General features: G+C 65.3%; 18 protein-coding genes. 13 read left to right on the top strand and 5 right to left on the bottom strand.

The window, feature by feature from the left end; all coding sequences use genetic code 11:
* Positions 1-17: 17 nt before the first annotated feature.
* The 9 genes from sufB (at position 18) to abc-f (ending at position 8,324) form a co-directional block, all read left to right on the top strand.
* Positions 18-1,400 (top strand): Fe-S cluster assembly protein SufB, encoded by a 1,383-nt coding sequence (gene sufB / locus BJY26_RS14075; protein ID WP_179429977.1) that lies wholly within the window; start codon positions 18-20, stop codon positions 1,398-1,400.
* Complete coding sequence (gene sufD / locus BJY26_RS14070) at positions 1,400-2,614, top strand: Fe-S cluster assembly protein SufD (protein ID WP_179428857.1); 1,215 nt, start codon at positions 1,400-1,402, stop codon at positions 2,612-2,614. The genes sufB and sufD overlap by 1 nt, the downstream gene beginning before the upstream one ends.
* Positions 2,611-2,940, top strand: coding sequence for a non-heme iron oxygenase ferredoxin subunit (locus tag BJY26_RS14065; protein WP_179428856.1), 330 nt, complete (start codon positions 2,611-2,613; stop codon positions 2,938-2,940). Before sufD ends, BJY26_RS14065 begins: the two co-directional genes overlap by 4 nt.
* Positions 2,940-3,704: a Fe-S cluster assembly ATPase SufC gene (gene sufC / locus BJY26_RS14060; RefSeq protein ID WP_179428855.1), complete on the top strand. Its 765-nt coding sequence runs from the start codon at positions 2,940-2,942 to the stop codon at positions 3,702-3,704. The genes BJY26_RS14065 and sufC overlap by 1 nt, the downstream gene beginning before the upstream one ends.
* Positions 3,704-4,969 (top strand): SufS family cysteine desulfurase, encoded by a 1,266-nt coding sequence (locus BJY26_RS14055; protein ID WP_179428854.1) that lies wholly within the window; start codon positions 3,704-3,706, stop codon positions 4,967-4,969. The genes sufC and BJY26_RS14055 overlap by 1 nt, the downstream gene beginning before the upstream one ends.
* Positions 4,966-5,424 (top strand): Fe-S cluster assembly sulfur transfer protein SufU, encoded by a 459-nt coding sequence (gene sufU / locus BJY26_RS14050; RefSeq protein WP_179428853.1) that lies wholly within the window; start codon positions 4,966-4,968, stop codon positions 5,422-5,424. The genes BJY26_RS14055 and sufU overlap by 4 nt, the downstream gene beginning before the upstream one ends.
* 4 nt (positions 5,425-5,428) lie before the next feature.
* The gene (locus BJY26_RS14045) at positions 5,429-5,764 is read left to right on the top strand and encodes a metal-sulfur cluster assembly factor (protein ID WP_179428852.1); all 336 of its coding nucleotides are present in this window, start codon (positions 5,429-5,431) and stop codon (positions 5,762-5,764) included.
* 195 nt (positions 5,765-5,959) lie between these two features.
* Positions 5,960-6,646, top strand: a complete 687-nt coding sequence (locus BJY26_RS14040) for a ribonuclease H family protein (RefSeq protein WP_179428851.1) — start codon at positions 5,960-5,962, stop codon at positions 6,644-6,646.
* Positions 6,647-6,725: 79 nt separating this feature from the next.
* The gene (abc-f, locus tag BJY26_RS14035; protein ID WP_179428850.1) at positions 6,726-8,324 is read left to right on the top strand and encodes a ribosomal protection-like ABC-F family protein; all 1,599 of its coding nucleotides are present in this window, start codon (positions 6,726-6,728) and stop codon (positions 8,322-8,324) included.
* 8 nt (positions 8,325-8,332) lie between these two features.
* Here the strand turns inward: abc-f and BJY26_RS14030 are convergent, their stop codons facing one another.
* From BJY26_RS14030 to BJY26_RS14020, 3 genes are read right to left on the bottom strand one after another with little or no spacing between them, the layout of a single operon-like run.
* Entirely contained in the window at positions 8,333-9,274 is a 942-nt protein-coding gene (locus BJY26_RS14030) for an SURF1 family cytochrome oxidase biogenesis protein (protein WP_179428849.1), read from the bottom strand.
* Entirely contained in the window at positions 9,274-9,525 is a 252-nt protein-coding gene (locus BJY26_RS14025) for a hypothetical protein (protein ID WP_179429976.1), read from the bottom strand. The genes BJY26_RS14030 and BJY26_RS14025 overlap by 1 nt, the downstream gene beginning before the upstream one ends.
* Before the next feature lie 26 nt (positions 9,526-9,551).
* The gene (locus BJY26_RS14020; RefSeq protein WP_179428848.1) at positions 9,552-9,902 is read right to left on the bottom strand and encodes a DUF3099 domain-containing protein; all 351 of its coding nucleotides are present in this window, start codon (positions 9,900-9,902) and stop codon (positions 9,552-9,554) included.
* A 188-nt stretch (positions 9,903-10,090) separates the two neighbouring features.
* Between BJY26_RS14020 and fabG the strand changes: the two genes are divergently transcribed.
* The 3 genes from fabG (at position 10,091) to BJY26_RS14005 (ending at position 12,155) form a co-directional block, all read left to right on the top strand.
* The gene (gene fabG, locus BJY26_RS14015; protein ID WP_237248807.1) at positions 10,091-10,804 is read left to right on the top strand and encodes a 3-oxoacyl-[acyl-carrier-protein] reductase; all 714 of its coding nucleotides are present in this window, start codon (positions 10,091-10,093) and stop codon (positions 10,802-10,804) included.
* A 65-nt stretch (positions 10,805-10,869) separates the two neighbouring features.
* Positions 10,870-11,637: an enoyl-ACP reductase FabI gene (gene fabI / locus BJY26_RS14010; RefSeq protein WP_179428846.1), complete on the top strand. Its 768-nt coding sequence runs from the start codon at positions 10,870-10,872 to the stop codon at positions 11,635-11,637.
* 2 nt (positions 11,638-11,639) lie between these two features.
* The gene (locus BJY26_RS14005; RefSeq protein ID WP_179428845.1) at positions 11,640-12,155 is read left to right on the top strand and encodes a SixA phosphatase family protein; all 516 of its coding nucleotides are present in this window, start codon (positions 11,640-11,642) and stop codon (positions 12,153-12,155) included.
* 32 nt (positions 12,156-12,187) lie between these two features.
* On the opposite strand, the gene serB is transcribed toward BJY26_RS14005, so the two are convergent.
* Positions 12,188-13,060, bottom strand: a complete 873-nt coding sequence (gene serB / locus BJY26_RS14000; RefSeq protein ID WP_179428844.1) for a phosphoserine phosphatase SerB — start codon at positions 13,058-13,060, stop codon at positions 12,188-12,190.
* 52 nt (positions 13,061-13,112) lie between these two features.
* Positions 13,113-13,850: a hypothetical protein gene (locus BJY26_RS13995; RefSeq protein ID WP_179428843.1), complete on the bottom strand. Its 738-nt coding sequence runs from the start codon at positions 13,848-13,850 to the stop codon at positions 13,113-13,115.
* 79 nt (positions 13,851-13,929) lie between these two features.
* On the opposite strand from BJY26_RS13995, the gene BJY26_RS13990 reads away from it, so the two are divergent.
* Positions 13,930-14,715, top strand: coding sequence for an ABC transporter ATP-binding protein (locus BJY26_RS13990; protein WP_179428842.1), 786 nt, complete (start codon positions 13,930-13,932; stop codon positions 14,713-14,715).
* Positions 14,716-14,726 lie beyond the last annotated feature (11 nt).

Below are 14,726 nucleotides of genomic sequence, written 5' to 3'. Positions count from 1 at the left end.
ATCCGGAGTTGGAGCACATGCTCGGCCAATACCAGTACGGATGGTCCGATTCGGACGTCGCCGGCGAGTCCGCCCAGCGCGGCCTGTCCGAGGACGTCGTCCGGAACATCTCGAGCATGAAGGACGAGCCCGAGTGGATGCTGAAGACCCGCCTGAAAGGACTGAAGCATTTCGACCGGAAACCGCTGCCGACCTGGGGCGCCGACTTGTCCAAGCTCGACTTCGACAGGATCAAATACTTCGTCCGGTCGACAGACGGCCAGGCGACGTCGTGGGAGGACCTGCCCGACGACATCAAGAACACGTATGACCGGCTCGGTATCCCCGAGGCCGAGAAGCAGGCAATGATTGCCGGCGTCACGGCACAGTACGAGTCCGAAGTCGTGTATCGCCAGATCCGCGACGACCTGACCGAACAGGGTGTCGTCTTCACGGACGCCGACACTGCGTTGCGCGAATATCCGGAACTGTTCAAGGAATACTTCGGCACGGTGATCCCTGCCGGCGACAACAAGTTCGCTGCGCTGAACACCGCCGTCTGGTCGGGCGGTTCGTTCGTCTACGTGCCGCCGGGCGTGCACGTCGAGATCCCGCTGCAGGCCTACTTCCGCATCAACACCGAGAACATGGGCCAGTTCGAGCGCACCTTGATCATTGCCGACGAAGGCTCCTACGTGCACTACGTCGAAGGCTGCACCGCTCCGGTGTACTCGTCGGACTCGCTGCACTCGGCGGTCGTCGAAATCATCGTGAAGAAGAACGCCCGCGTGCGCTACACGACAATTCAGAACTGGTCGAACAACGTGTACAACCTGGTCACGCAGCGCGCCGTTGCCGAAGAGGGCGCCACCATGGAGTGGGTCGACGGCAATATCGGTTCCAAGGTCACCATGAAGTACCCGGCCGTATACCTGACCGGTGAGCATGCCAGGGGCGAAACCCTGTCGGCCGCTTTCGCCGGCCCGGGCCAGCACCAGGACACCGGGGCGAAGATGGTGCACACCGCGCCGCACACGTCGTCCAGCATCGTGTCGAAGTCGGTCGCCCGCGGCGGCGGGCGTGCGTCCTACCGCGGCCTGGTCCAGGTGCAGCCGGGCGCTCACAATTCGCAGAACACCGTGCTGTGCGATGCCTTGCTGGTCGACCAGGTCTCCCGGTCGGACACCTACCCGTACGTGGACATTCGCGAGGACGAAGTCACGCTCGGCCACGAGGCGACCGTCTCGAAGGTCAGCGAGGATCAGCTCTTCTACCTGATGTCCCGCGGCATGGACGAGCTCGAAGCCATGGCCATGATCGTGCGCGGTTTCATCGAGCCGATCGCCCGTGAGCTGCCGATGGAGTACGCGCTCGAGCTGAACCGTCTGATCGAGCTCCAGATGGAAGGCGCAGTCGGTTAATGTCCACAATTTTCGAGCAAGAGGAGACAGAGCCCAACGTGACAACTAATCACGGCAACACCGCGCATTCGCACGGCGCGGTCCCGGAGGCGCCGGACGCCGCCAGGCAGTCCCGTGCCGCGCGTATTCGGTCGACCGACCCGAACGCCTACCCGGTGATCGGCGGCCGCGAAGAAGAATGGCGATTCACCCCGTTGGATCGCCTGCGCGGTCTCGACACGATGGAATTGACCGGGCCCGCCCCGGAGCTATCCATTCAAACTGCGGACGGCGTGAGCGTCGAGCAGGTGGCACGCGACGACAAGCGCATCGGCCTCGGCGGCCTGCCGGATGAGCGGATCGCGGCGTCGGCCTGGTCTTCCTTTGAAAAGGCCACCGTGCTCACCGTCGGCAAGGAGGTGGAAGCGGTCGGCGAATCGTCGTTGACCTTCACCGGCTCCTCGATGGAACCCGCCGCCTCCCACGTCGTGGTAAAGGCCGAACCGTTTTCCAAGGCGGTGGTCGTGCTCGACTACCACGGTTCGTCGGTGCTCAGCGAGAACGTCGAAATCGTCGTCGGCGATTCGGCCGAACTCACGCTGGTGTCCATCCAGGACTGGGACGACGATGCCGTCCACATGGCAGCACACCACTCGTCGCTCGGCCGTGATTCCAAGCTCAAACACATTGCGATCACCCTGGGCGGCGACCTGGTGCGGCTCACGCCGAACGCCACCTACGAGGCCGAGGGCGGCGAGCTGGAAATGCTCGGCGTGTACTTCGCCGACGAGGGCCAGCACTTGGAGCAGCGGCTCTTTGTCGACCATGCCACCCCGAACTGCACGTCGAACGTGAAGTACAAGGGCGCATTGCAGGGCGATGGAGCGCACACCATCTGGGTGGGCGACGTCCTGATCCGCCCGAGCGCTCTGGGCATCAACACGTACGAGCTGAACCGCAACCTGGTTCTGACCAAGGGTGCGCGCGCCGATTCGGTTCCGGACCTGGAGATCGAGACCGGTGAGATCGAAGGCGCCGGCCACGCATCGGCTACCGGCCGCTTCGACGAGGAACATCTGTTCTACCTGATGTCTCGCGGCGTGCCGGAAATCGAGGCGCGGCGCCTCGTGGTGCGCGGCTTCTTCAACGAGGTCATTCAGCAGATCCGGGTTCCGTCCATCGTCGATCGGCTGTCGGTCGCCATCGAAGACGAACTTGCGCGGAGCATGCAATGAGTTTCCAGCCCGTCTGCCGTGCGGACGAAGTGGAGCCGGACTCGGCGAAGCTTGTGATCCTCGACGGTCGCAAGATCGCCGTCGTCCGCGATTCCGACGGAACGGTGCACGCCATCGACGACACCTGCACGCACGAGGAAGTCTCCTTGTCGGAAGGCGACGTCGACGATTGCACTATCGAATGCTGGCTGCACGGGTCGACCTTCGACCTGAAGTCCGGCCAGCCCTTGACCCCGCCGGCCACCGAACCGGTAGCAGTTTTCCCGGTCCGCCAAGACGGAGACGATCTCCTGGTGGACGTGTCAGTACAAATAGGAGCTAATTAATGTCTACCCTGTCCATTCGCGACCTACATGTCAGCGTCGAAACCGACGCCGGGTCGAAAGAAATCCTGCGCGGCGTGAACCTCGACATGTCGCAGGGCGAGACCCACGCCATCATGGGCCCGAACGGATCGGGCAAGTCGACGCTTGCCTACTCCTTGGCCGGCCACCCGAAGTACCACGTCACCCAAGGCACGGCGCATCTTGACGGCGAGGACATCCTTCAGATGAAGGTCGACGAGCGCGCCAGGGCCGGATTGTTCCTGGCCATGCAGTACCCGGTCGAGGTTCCCGGCGTGTCCGTGTCGAATTTCCTGCGCTCGGCCAAGACGGCACTGGACGGCGAAGCGCCGAGCCTGCGTCACTGGGTGAAGGACATGAAGTCCGCCATGGAGCGGCTCAAGGTCGATCCGGCGTTCGCCGAACGCAATGTGAACGAAGGATTTTCCGGCGGCGAGAAGAAGCGTCACGAGATCCTGCAGATGGAACTGCTCGGCCCGAAGTTCGCGGTGCTTGACGAGACCGACTCGGGATTGGACGTCGATGCGTTGAAGATCGTGTCCGAAGGCGTCAACCGCGTCAAGGAGAGCACCGACGTCGGAATCATGCTGATCACGCACTACACGCGCATTCTGCGTTATGTGAAGCCCGACTTCGTCCACGTGTTCGTCGCCGGTCGCGTCGCCGAAGAGGGCGGACCGGAAATGGCCGACCGTCTCGAGGAAGAAGGCTACGACCGCTACGTCAAGGCGGCCGCGAACGCATAATGAGTGACGTGTCCTTGACCCCGCCCGAGGTTCAGCGCATCCGGAACGATTTCCCGGTGCTGGACGAACGCGTGGGTTCTTCGCCGCTGGTCTATCTCGATTCGGGAGCGACTTCGCAAAAACCGGTGAGCGTGCTCGAGGCCGAACAGGATTTCTATGTTCGCCGCAACGCCGCCGTGCACCGGGGAGCCCACACGCTCGCCGTTGCGGCGACCGACGCCTACGAGGGGGCCCGGCACCGGGTGGCGACGTTCGTCGGTGCCGACGAGGACGAAATTGTGTGGACCAAGAACGCCACCGAATCGTTGAATCTGGTGGCGTACGCCCTGGGGAACCCGGGCTCGCCGGTCAACCTCGGTCCCGGTAGCGAAATCGTCGTCACCGAGATGGAGCATCACGCCAACCTGGTGCCGTGGCAGCAACTCGCCGCACGGACCGGCGCCGCATTGCGGTATGTGTCGTTGGGCGAGGACGGCCGTCTGAACGCCGAGGATCTCGACGTGGTGCTCGGCGAGAAGACGGCAGTCTTCGCGTTCACGCACGCGTCGAACGTCCTGGGGACCATCAACGATGCGGCGGATCTGGCCGCGCGGGCCCGGCGAGTCGGTGCGCTCAGCGTGCTGGACGCCTGCCAATCGGTGCCGCACATGCCGGTCGATATGCATGCACTCGGGGTGGACTTCGCAGCGTTTTCCAGTCACAAGATGCTCGGACCCGGCGGGCTCGGCGCGCTGTACGGCACCCGGGAAGCGTTGGCGTCGTTGCCGCCGTTCCTGACGGGCGGCTCGATGATCCGCACCGTCACCATGGTGGGAAGCGACTTCATGGATCCGCCGCAGCGTTTCGAGGCCGGTACGCAGCCCATTGCTCAGACCGTGGGGCTCTCGGCGGCGGCCGACTATTTGGACGAGACCGGAATGGACCGCATCCACGGGTGGGAACAGCACCTGGGGGCGCGTCTGGTCGACGGCATCCAAGAGATCCCGGGGGTGCGCATGATCGGCCCCACCGAGGCCGCCGACCGGCTCGGGCTGGTGAGTTTCGACGTCGACGGCGTGCACGCGCACGACGTCGGCCAATTCCTCGACGACAGGGGAGTGGCGGTGCGCGTGGGTCATCATTGCGCCCAGCCGTTGCACCGTCGATACGGGCTCACGGCCACCACCCGCGCCAGCGCCTATCTGTACAACACCGAGGAAGAGATCGACGTCTTCCTGGGAGCAGTTGCCGACGTCCGGCGATTCTTTGTGGGGAACGTGGCATGAGTTCGGATTTGGAGAACCTGTATCAGCAGGTGATTCTCGACCATTCCAAGAAGCGGAACGGCAACGAGCCGTTGACCGATCCGGCCTGGCCGGGCAGGTCTCATCAGGTCAATCCGACCTGTGGCGACGAGATCACGCTCGAGGTGAACGTCGCGGAGCCGGACGGCGCTATCGAAATCCGCTGGGACGGCCAGGGCTGCTCGATTTCGATGGCCTCGGCGTCCGTGCTGACGGACCTCGTCGGCGACGTCGGCCCCGACGGTATCGACGCGGTGGTGGACGAATTCAACGAGCTCATGCATTCTCGGGGGAAGGCCGATCCCGATGAAGAAGTTTTAGGCGATGCCGCGGCATTCAGCGGAGTTTCCAAATATCCTGCGAGAATTAAATGTGCACTATTGGCGTGGGCGGCGTTCTCGGACGCGCTGCGTCAAGCACGAACAATGAAAGGGTAGCGCTATGACTGAACCGCTGGCCGGTCCCGTTCCGGCGACAGTAGAAGAAGTAGAAGAGGCCATGAAGGACGTGGTCGATCCCGAGTTGGGCGTTAACGTCGTCGACCTCGGACTCGTCTACGGCATCAGCGTGGACGAAAACGGCTGCGCCATCATCGAGATGACGCTCACGTCGGCCGCGTGCCCGTTGACCGACGTGCTTTATGACCAGACCGAACAGTGCTTGCTGGACGTCGTCCCGGATTTCCGCCTCAACTGGGTCTGGATGCCGCCGTGGGGGCCGGAAAAGATCACCGAGGACGGCCGCGAGCAAATGCGCGCGCTGGGTTTCAACATCTAACCGACGCCTGCTTTCCATCAGTTCCGCGTAGGCGTCGGTGCGGGCGGCGCGTCTCGTTCCGCGTAGGTGTCGTGACTCCGCGTGGGCCCGGAACGTGTTCGACGCCCACGCGGAACGACTACACCTACGCGGAGCTGTGCGAGGCACACGCGGAACGACGACGGGATCCAAGTCGATCATTGGTAGGTTAGGTACGTGGTTATTGAAGTAGCAGCGGATGGATCCGCACTCGGCAATCCGGGCCCGGCCGGCTGGGCCTGGTACGTCGACGAAGACTGTTGGGCGGCCGGCGGTTGGCCGTACGGTACGAACAATCAAGGCGAGCTGACGGCAGTCCTGGAACTGTTCCGCGCCACCCGGGGCCTCGATGAACAAGTCGTGTTGCTGTGCGACAGCCAGTACGTGATCCGGTCGGTCACCGAGTGGATGCCCGGGTGGAAGCGCCGCGGATGGCGTAAATCCAACGGATCGCCCGTGCAGAACGCATCGCTGATGCAGGCCATCGATACCGAGCTCCAAGACCGCAATTACCGGTTCGAATGGGTCAAAGGGCATGGTGATCACCCGCTGAACATCGCTGCGGACCGCCGGGCCCATGCCGCCGCTTCCGCGTTCCAAGCCGGCGAGCCCGCGCAAACCGGGCCCGGCTGGACGCGCATCATCGGCAAAAAAGACTCCAAGCCGATCAACCCGTACGAGGCTCCGACGCCGGCAGCCACGCTGTTCGACGACGTCGACGTGCCGGTGACGTACACGCTCGAGCTGGACTCCGACGAATCGGAACGGCTGATCGGGCGCGCCGCCGACGACGGCGTCCCGGTTCGGCAGTATCTGCAAACGATTGTTCGCGACCATCTGGCGCACTCGTCCGGGAACATCTAGTCGCACCCCGTCACACGATTTGCCGGGTTCCGTAGACTGGATAGGTTGCCCAAAACCGCAAGTCTAAGGAACCCCATTCGTGATAGCCGTCCAAGACCTTGAACTGCGTGCCGGCGCGCGCCTGCTCATGGATTCCGTGACATTCCGAGTGGATGCCGGCGACAAGGTCGGACTCGTGGGCCGGAACGGCGCCGGCAAGACGACCCTGACGAAAGTGCTCGCCGGGGACGCGATGCCCGCCGCCGGCACGGTCACCCGCAACGGCGAAGTCGGCTACCTGCCGCAGGACCCCCGCACCGGCGATCTCGAGGTGATAGCGCGCGACCGGATCCTGTCGGCGCGTGATCTCGACGGCGTGATCCGGCGAATGCGCGCCACCGAAGAAGACATGGCCAGCAGCGACCCGGCCGTGAGCGCGAAAGCAATGGACCGGTATCCGCGCTTGGAGGAACAGTTCCAGGCCAAGGGCGGATACGCCAGTGAATCCGAGGCCGGTGCCATTGCCGGGAATCTCGGATTGGACGAACGCTTGCTCGGCCAGCCGTTGCGCACCTTGTCCGGCGGGCAGCGGCGGCGCGTCGAACTCTCGCGCATTTTGTTCGCCGGCGTCGACACCATGCTGCTCGACGAGCCGACCAACCACTTGGACGCCGAATCGATCCTGTGGCTGCGCGACTATTTGAAAACGTTCCCGGGCGCGCTCATCGTGATCAGCCACGACGTCGACCTGCTGGGTGAAACAGTCAACAAGGTCTTTTATCTGGACGCCAACCGCTCGGTGATCGACATCTACTCGATGGGATGGGCCCGCTACCTCGAACAGCGCGAGACCGACGAACGGCGCCGGAAACGCGAGCGTGCGAACGCCGAAAAGAAGGCATCGGCACTGATGGCGCAGGCCGACAAGATGCGGGCCAAGGCAACCAAGGCGGTCGCGGCGCAGAACATGGCACGCCGGGCCGAACGCCTGATGGGCGGGCTGGAGTCCGAACGCGCTTCCGACAAGGTCGCTCACCTGCGGTTCCCGACTCCTGCCAAATGCGGGCGGGTGCCGCTGACGGCGGAGTCGTTGAGCAAGTCGTACGGCTCGCTCGAGGTGTTCACCGACGTCGATCTGGCCATCGACAGGGGAACCCGCGTCGTCGTCCTGGGCTTCAACGGTGCCGGGAAGACCACGCTGCTGCGGATGCTGGCGGGCGTCGACCGGCCCGACAGCGGCACCGTGACTCCGGGCCACGGTCTGAAACTGGGCTATTACGCCCAGGAACACGACACTCTCGACATCGATCGCACCGTCCTGGAGAACATGCGGTCAAATGCCCCGGATCTCGACGACACGGCGGTGCGGAACGTTCTCGGCTCGTTTTTGTTCTCCGGCGACGACGTGCACAAGCCGGCCGATGTGCTGTCCGGCGGCGAAAAGACGCGGCTGGCCCTTGCCACCCTGGTGGTGTCGGCGGCCAACGTGCTGTTGCTCGACGAGCCGACGAACAACCTCGACCCGGCCAGCCGCGAAGAGGTGCTGGGAGCGATTGAAAACTATGAGGGCGCGATTGTCCTCGTCACGCACGACGAGGGCGCCGTCAAGGCCTTGTCGCCCGACAGGGTGTTGCTGCTGCCGGACGGCGACGAAGACCTCTGGAACGACACCTACCAGGATCTCGTCTCGCTCGAGTAGCCGACGGCTCAATACCCCTGGCGGGCCAGGATCTCGTCTTCCTCGTCCTCGGCGGTGCGCCGCGTCCGCCGGCGCTTCGGCTGGCGGACCTGGTTCGACGTCGGCCGGCCGGTCTCTTCCTGTCGGCGTTCCGCGCTGGACGTGCGCGGGCGGATCGGGATGTCCGCTTTGTCGAAATCCTCGCCGGATTCGGCCATTGCCGCCTCGAGCTCGTCGTCCTCACGGCGGCGCCGGACCTCCTGGCGGATCGAGTAGACGAACGCAAAAAGAGCCATGATGCCAAAACAGAACCACTGCATCGCATACGACAGGTTGACGCCGTCGCTGATCGACGGTTTCGGCAGCGGTTGAGGCGTGGCCTGCGCAGCCGGACTCTCCGTCTGCATCAGCACGTACGCTCCTTGATACAGCGGATAGTCGACGTGCACGTCGGACGGGTCGATGGCCGTCAGTTGCCCCTGGGGCGACCCCTGCCCGGTATTGGACTGGCTGGGCTGCATGCGGGCCACGACCGTGACCGTGCCGTCCTCGGGCTGCGGCACGGACGACGGCGCACTGCCGCTCTTGTTCGTCGAGACCCATCCTCGATCGACGAGGATGCCTCCGCCGCCCTTGAGCTTGAACGGGACTATCACCTCGTACCCGGACTGCCCGTCCAGAGGGCGGTTGCGGGCCAGTTCGGTGTGGTCGGTGTCGTAGGTCCCGGTGAACTTGACGCGTTTCCATTCGGAATTCGCCGGCAAATCACTGCCGTGACGGGGCAGCACCGACGAGATGGCCACCGGCGTCGAGTCGTAGTTCTCATTCAGCCGAACCACTTCGGCGTGCTTCTCGGCGCGCCGATCGAGCTGCCAATGGCCGAGCCCGACGCAGGCGATCGCGAAAACGATCGCGCCGGCCAGGTAACCGAGCCAGCGCTTGTTGAAAATCAGGCGGTAGTCGGAGTTCACTATCCAGCGTCTCCGGGGATGTCGTCGACGCGCACCGTCTGCTTCCAGAGGGCTCGGCTGGCCAGATACTCTTCCAGCCAATCACGGTGCTCGGCGCAGGCCAACCACACCTTGCGGCGGGACGGCGTGTGAATCCGCGGATTGTTCCACAGCAGTGCCCACGATGCCTGCTCCCGGCAGCCCTTGCGCGAACACTGTCGCTGATCCGCCGCCGGCGATCGGACGTCGGGCTGCTGCGACAGACCGAACAATTCCTCCGGGCTGCCGGCGGCCTGGCTCACGACTTACCGCCGTTTCCGCGCGCACCTTTCTGCGAGCCGTCGACGATCTCGCCGCGCACGACCGGCTGCCCGCTCTGCGTGTCGGGCGACGGCGTGTCGATCAAATCTTCGCTGTGCGGTGTCGTCTCGCGCCCGGCGTTGGCGATGACGACCGCGATCCACGGCAACAACAGGACAATGATCATGGCAGCAATGCGTACCCATCCGTCCAGGAAAAATACCGCAATCGGGAAAAATACGATCCGGAAGCCCATCGAAATGCCGTATTTCAGCATTCGCGGCTTCATATCCTCGGCCTGCGTCGTCGGTGCATCGGTGACGCGGTGCACTTGATGATGTGTGCTCATGGCTTCTCGCCCCCCGCGGCCCGTTATCCGTGCCGTTGTTCGTGGAAAACTCCGTCACCCACCATTGTCTCACCGGAACGGGAAGTCGTGCACGTGGGCATCGATAGGCTAACGTCAATTACCGACAAATTTTCCGGCGAACCGTGCGCTGATCGGCGCGCGGCTTGAAGATCAAAGGTGGACCTCTAGTGGGCGAGCAGGCTCGGACAGTACTCGTGACCGGCGGAAACCGCGGCATCGGCCGATCGATAGCGGAAGCGTTCATTGCGGCTGGTGACAACGTGGCGATCACGTCGCGGAGCGGAGATGCGCCGGACGGCGCGCTGGCCCTGGCCGCCGACGTCACGGACAGCGACTCGATCGACAAGGCATTCGCCCAGATCGAAGAGAAGTTCGGCCCCGTCGAGGTTGTCGTGGCAAACGCGGGTATCAATAAGGACACGCTGTTGATGCGGATGAGCGAAGACGATTTCACCGACGTGATCGACACGAACTTGACCGGTGCATTCCGCGTGATGAAACGCGCCGCGCGCGGCATGATCAAGCTGAAGCGCGGGCGTGTCGTACTGATTTCCTCGGTCGTCGGCCTGTACGGCTCGCCCGGGCAGGTCAACTACGCCGCGTCGAAGTCGGGCTTGATCGGGATGGCCCGGTCGCTCACCCGGGAGCTCGGCAGCCGAGGCGTCACGGCGAACGTCGTCGCTCCCGGATTCATCGAAAGCGATATGACGGCAGAGTTGCCCGAAAAGCAGCAGAAGACCTACCTCGACTCGATTCCGGCCGGTCGATTCGGCACGCCGGACGACGTGGCTGCCACCGTGCGTTGGCTGGCGAGCGACGATGCCGCGTACATCTCCGGCGCGGTGATTCCGGTCGATGGCGGCCTGGGCATGGGACACTAGTCTCGGACATCGCGGCCGCCCCGCCGGCTCGATAAATTTTTTTTCGCAACGAAAAGGGAAGTTTCATGGGAATTCTGGACGGTAAGCGGTTATTGGTCACCGGCGTGCTCACGGAGTCGTCGATCGCGTTCTCTGCGGCCAAACTCGCGCAAGAACAAGGCGCGACGGTCGTGCTGTCGTCGTTCGGCCGGCAGATGAAGATCACGCAGACGATTGCCCGCCGGCTACCGAAACCGGCGCCGGTCATCGAACTCGATGCCACCAGCGAGGAGGATCTGGCGCAGCTGCCCGACCGGATCCGCGAGCACGTCGACGGACTCGACGGCATTGTGCACGCCATAGCGTTCGCCCCCAAGACTGCACTCGGCGGTAACTTCCTGGAGACCTCGTGGGAGGACGTGGCCACGGCACTTCACGTGTCGGCCTATTCGCTCAAGGCCATCACCGTCGCGGCCAAGCCGCTGCTGACCCGGGGGTCCGCGGTCGTCGGCCTGACCTTCGACGGCCGGTTCGCCTGGCCGACCTACGACTGGATGGGCGTGTCGAAGGCGACATTCGAGTCGACGAGCAGGTACCTGGCCAAATTCTTGGGCGGCGACGGAATCCGCGTCAACGTCGTATCGGCCGGGCCGTTGCGCACGACCGCCGCAAAGTCCATTCCCGGCTTCGAAACATTTGAAGACGCCTGGCCGGATCGTGCACCGCTCGGCTGGGACAACACGAACACCGAACCGGCCGGGCGGGCAATCGTTGCGCTCTTGTCGGACTGGTTCCCGGCAACTACCGGTGAGATGGTGCACGTGGACGGCGGCCTGCACGCGACCGGAGCCTGACGATGGCGGCGGACTCCACCGAACGGGTGCTCTTGGTGATGCGCCATGCGCACGCCGAGCCGGCCACGGGCAGCCCCGATCACGCACGCCGGCTCACCGACGCCGGCCGCGACGAGGCTGCCCGGATCGGGCGGCAACTGGCGCCGCGGCACGTGCCGGATGTCGCGCTGACGTCGTCCGCCGTACGAGCCGTGCGGACGGCCGAGGAGGTCATTGCCGGCAGCGAATCCCGGGCAGAGGTGCACTCGACCGAGGAGTTGTACCTGGCGTCGGGCGATGGACTGCTGGACGCCGTGCACGGCCTGAATCCGGATGCCCGCACCGCCCTGCTCGTCGGGCATCAGCCGATCTTGCAGGAATTCGCGCTGGCGCTTGCCGACGAGGAGTCGGATCCGAGCTACATCGCCGCGATCTCGGAGCACTTCCGGCCTGCCACCGTCGCCTTGTTCCGGTATGACGGACTCTGGGGAGAAATGGAATTCGGCGAGGCGGAACTCTTCGACGTCCTGACCGCCTGACGGCTGCGGTGCGGTTCCGGCCGGGCGGCGAGTCAGCGCTCGACGAGGCCCGCCAGGGGGAGGAGCGCGTCCAGGCGCCGGAACGACAGCGCGGTATCCGCCCGCCGGCGCACCTCCGGCTTGGCGTTGAACGCCACGCTGAGGCCCGCCACGGCCATCATGTCGAGATCGTTGGCGCCGTCGCCGACGGCCACGGTCTGCCACAGGTCGAGGTCGAGATCGAAGGCGAACCCTCGAAGCGCCGTCATCTTCGCCCGCCGATCGACGATGTCGCCGTGCACGCGGCCGGTGAGCCGGCCGCCGGAGATCTCGAGCCTGTTGGCCAGCATCAAGCGGATGTCGAACTGTGCCGCGAGCGGTTCCAGAATCTCCATGAACCCGCCCGATACGAGCGCGATCTCGGCGCCGGCGTCCCGTACGCCCTCCACCAGCCTCGCGGCGCCCGGGGTCGGGCACACCTGCTCGGCCACTTCCGTCAACACAGTTGCCGGCAATCCGGCCAGCGTGCCCACACGCTCGCGTAGGCTTTGCGTGAAGTCGAGCTCGCCGCGCATGGCACGGTCGGTGATGTCCGCGACGAGATCGCGGGTACCGGCGCTCTCGGCAAGCAATTCGACGACCTCCTGCTCGATGAACGTCGAATCGACGTCGAGCACGATGAGTCCGGCCCCGGCCCGACGCAATCGCTGCGGCTGCACGCACACGTCGGGGCCCAGATCGGCCAGCGCGGCCCGAATTGCCCGCCCGTCGGCGTCCTCGGGAACGTCGATGCGGACGGCGTCGGGTGACGACGTGAGTCGCGCGGGTGTGCGGGCGTGCACTCCGATGCCGCTCAGGACGTCGACTGCGCGGTCCACGTCGTCGTCCGACACTGCGGGCGCGGACAAAATTATTGCTTGGCTCACTGCTGCATCCTAACGAGCCGGCATCTGCGCGTGCCAGCTCAGTCGACCCGGCTCATCCGCTGACCGCCGCGATCAGTGCGCGCCGCGCAGCCCGATCCAGCGGGACGAGGGCCGGGGCAAGCTGGTCGTGATCGCGGGTCGACTCGACGAGCTGCAGCATGCGTCCGGCCATCCCCGCCAGCTGTAACGACCGCCCACCCGCGTACGGAAGGCCCAGATCGTCGTCCGGGGTCCGCAACGAATCGGCGGCGTCCTGCCGCCATTCGGCAAGACGGTGGTCGCCGTCGCCGAGCCGGCTGCCGACCGCCAAGACGCATTCCTTCAGATCGCGACTGGCCTCCGACGCCGTGACGGCTCCCAACGGGGCGTACCGTCCGCCGGCCAGTGCAGTGGCATGCCATTCGGTGCGCACGCCCGGCTCGGACGTGCTGCCGTAGTCGATGATCTCCGGCACCAGCAGCGCCCGGGCCTCTCCGGCACTCTCGGCAACGACCGCCTGGCCGGCGTCCACGGCCAACTGCGTGCCGGGCGCACCGGCCGGCATCCCCGACACGTCGCCCGGCGTCGGCAGTACGAGGCGGACGCGGTCGACGCGTGCCGCCCGCAACGCACCGAACAGCTGCGCCAACCCGCCGCCGTCCGGCACTATCGACTCCGGTCCGCCGACCAGCCGCGGCGGTTCGTCGTCATCGGCGCTCACAGCGTCGATGACGTCGTCCGGTCCGGCCGCGCCGGACAACCACTGGCCCAGCCACGCGGTGAAAATCGCTGCCTTCGGTACTGCATTCACACCGGCCATAGTAAAGCCTCCCCGGCGGCTCGCGGCCCCTGCACCGGGAAGCCGCCCGAGAACCGATAAGGTCGTCATTATGACCGAAGCGCTCTCCCTTGACGGTGTCACAGTCCGGCGAGGCACGAAGACTCTGCTCGACAGTATCGACTTCAGCGCGTCCGACGCCGACCGCTGGGCCGTCCTGGGCCCCAACGGTGCAGGCAAGACCACACTGCTGCAAGTCGCGGCCGGACGGATGCATCCGACCAGCGGTACGGCGACGATCCTTGGCGAGCAGCTCGGCAAGGTCGACGTGTTCGAACTGCGACCGCGGATCGGACTGGCCTCGGCCAATCTTGCCGCCCGCATCCCGGCGTCCGAAACCGCGCTGGACGCCGTGGTCACGGCCTCGTACGCCGTCACTGGTCGGTGGCGTGAATCGTACGACACGCTTGATCACGGTCGCGCCACCGACCTGCTGTACGCCTTCGGCGTCGAACATCTGGCCGAACGCACATTCGGCACGTTGAGCGACGGCGAGCGCAAACGCGTTCAGATCGCGCGCGCCTTGATGACCGACCCCGAGCTGTTGCTGCTCGACGAGCCGGCGGCCGGACTCGATCTGGGCGGCCGCGAGGAACTGATCGGCGCGCTGACCGAGATCATGCACGACAGGCATTCGCCGGTCGTCGTGATGGTCACGCACCACGTCGAGGAGATTCCGCCGGGGATCACGCACGTGCTGCTGCTGGCCGACGGCGGCGTGGTGGCGGCCGGACCGATCGGCGAGACGCTGACCGCCGAGAACCTCTCGGCCACGTTCGGTGTGCGTTTGTCGCTGGCTTACGACGACGGACGCTACGCCGCCCGCGCCCAGCGCTGACGGCCCGTCGG

The sequence above is a fragment of the Spelaeicoccus albus genome (genome assembly GCF_013409065.1).
In the GTDB taxonomy this organism is placed as follows: Bacteria; Actinomycetota; Actinomycetes; order Actinomycetales; family Brevibacteriaceae; genus Spelaeicoccus; species Spelaeicoccus albus.
This window is presented reverse-complemented; position numbering and strand designations above follow the sequence as displayed.

Excerpts from the sequence above, each read along its gene's own strand:
- BJY26_RS14045 (WP_179428852.1), top strand. The coding sequence starts at position 5,429 with ATGACTGAACCGCTGGCCGGTCCCGTTCCGGCGACAGTAGAAGAAGTA.
- sufB (WP_179429977.1), top strand. The coding sequence starts at position 18 with ATGCTCGGCCAATACCAGTACGGATGGTCCGATTCGGACGTCGCCGGC.
- sufU (WP_179428853.1), top strand. The coding sequence starts at position 4,966 with ATGAGTTCGGATTTGGAGAACCTGTATCAGCAGGTGATTCTCGACCAT.
- BJY26_RS13990 (WP_179428842.1), top strand. The coding sequence starts at position 13,930 with ATGACCGAAGCGCTCTCCCTTGACGGTGTCACAGTCCGGCGAGGCACG.
- sufD (WP_179428857.1), top strand. The coding sequence starts at position 1,400 with ATGTCCACAATTTTCGAGCAAGAGGAGACAGAGCCCAACGTGACAACT.
- sufC (WP_179428855.1), top strand. The coding sequence starts at position 2,940 with ATGTCTACCCTGTCCATTCGCGACCTACATGTCAGCGTCGAAACCGAC.
- BJY26_RS14065 (WP_179428856.1), top strand. The coding sequence starts at position 2,611 with ATGAGTTTCCAGCCCGTCTGCCGTGCGGACGAAGTGGAGCCGGACTCG.
- BJY26_RS14020 (WP_179428848.1), bottom strand. The coding sequence starts at position 9,902 with ATGAGCACACATCATCAAGTGCACCGCGTCACCGATGCACCGACGACG.
- fabI (WP_179428846.1), top strand. The coding sequence starts at position 10,870 with ATGGGAATTCTGGACGGTAAGCGGTTATTGGTCACCGGCGTGCTCACG.
- BJY26_RS14005 (WP_179428845.1), top strand. The coding sequence starts at position 11,640 with ATGGCGGCGGACTCCACCGAACGGGTGCTCTTGGTGATGCGCCATGCG.
- BJY26_RS14055 (WP_179428854.1), top strand. The coding sequence starts at position 3,704 with ATGAGTGACGTGTCCTTGACCCCGCCCGAGGTTCAGCGCATCCGGAAC.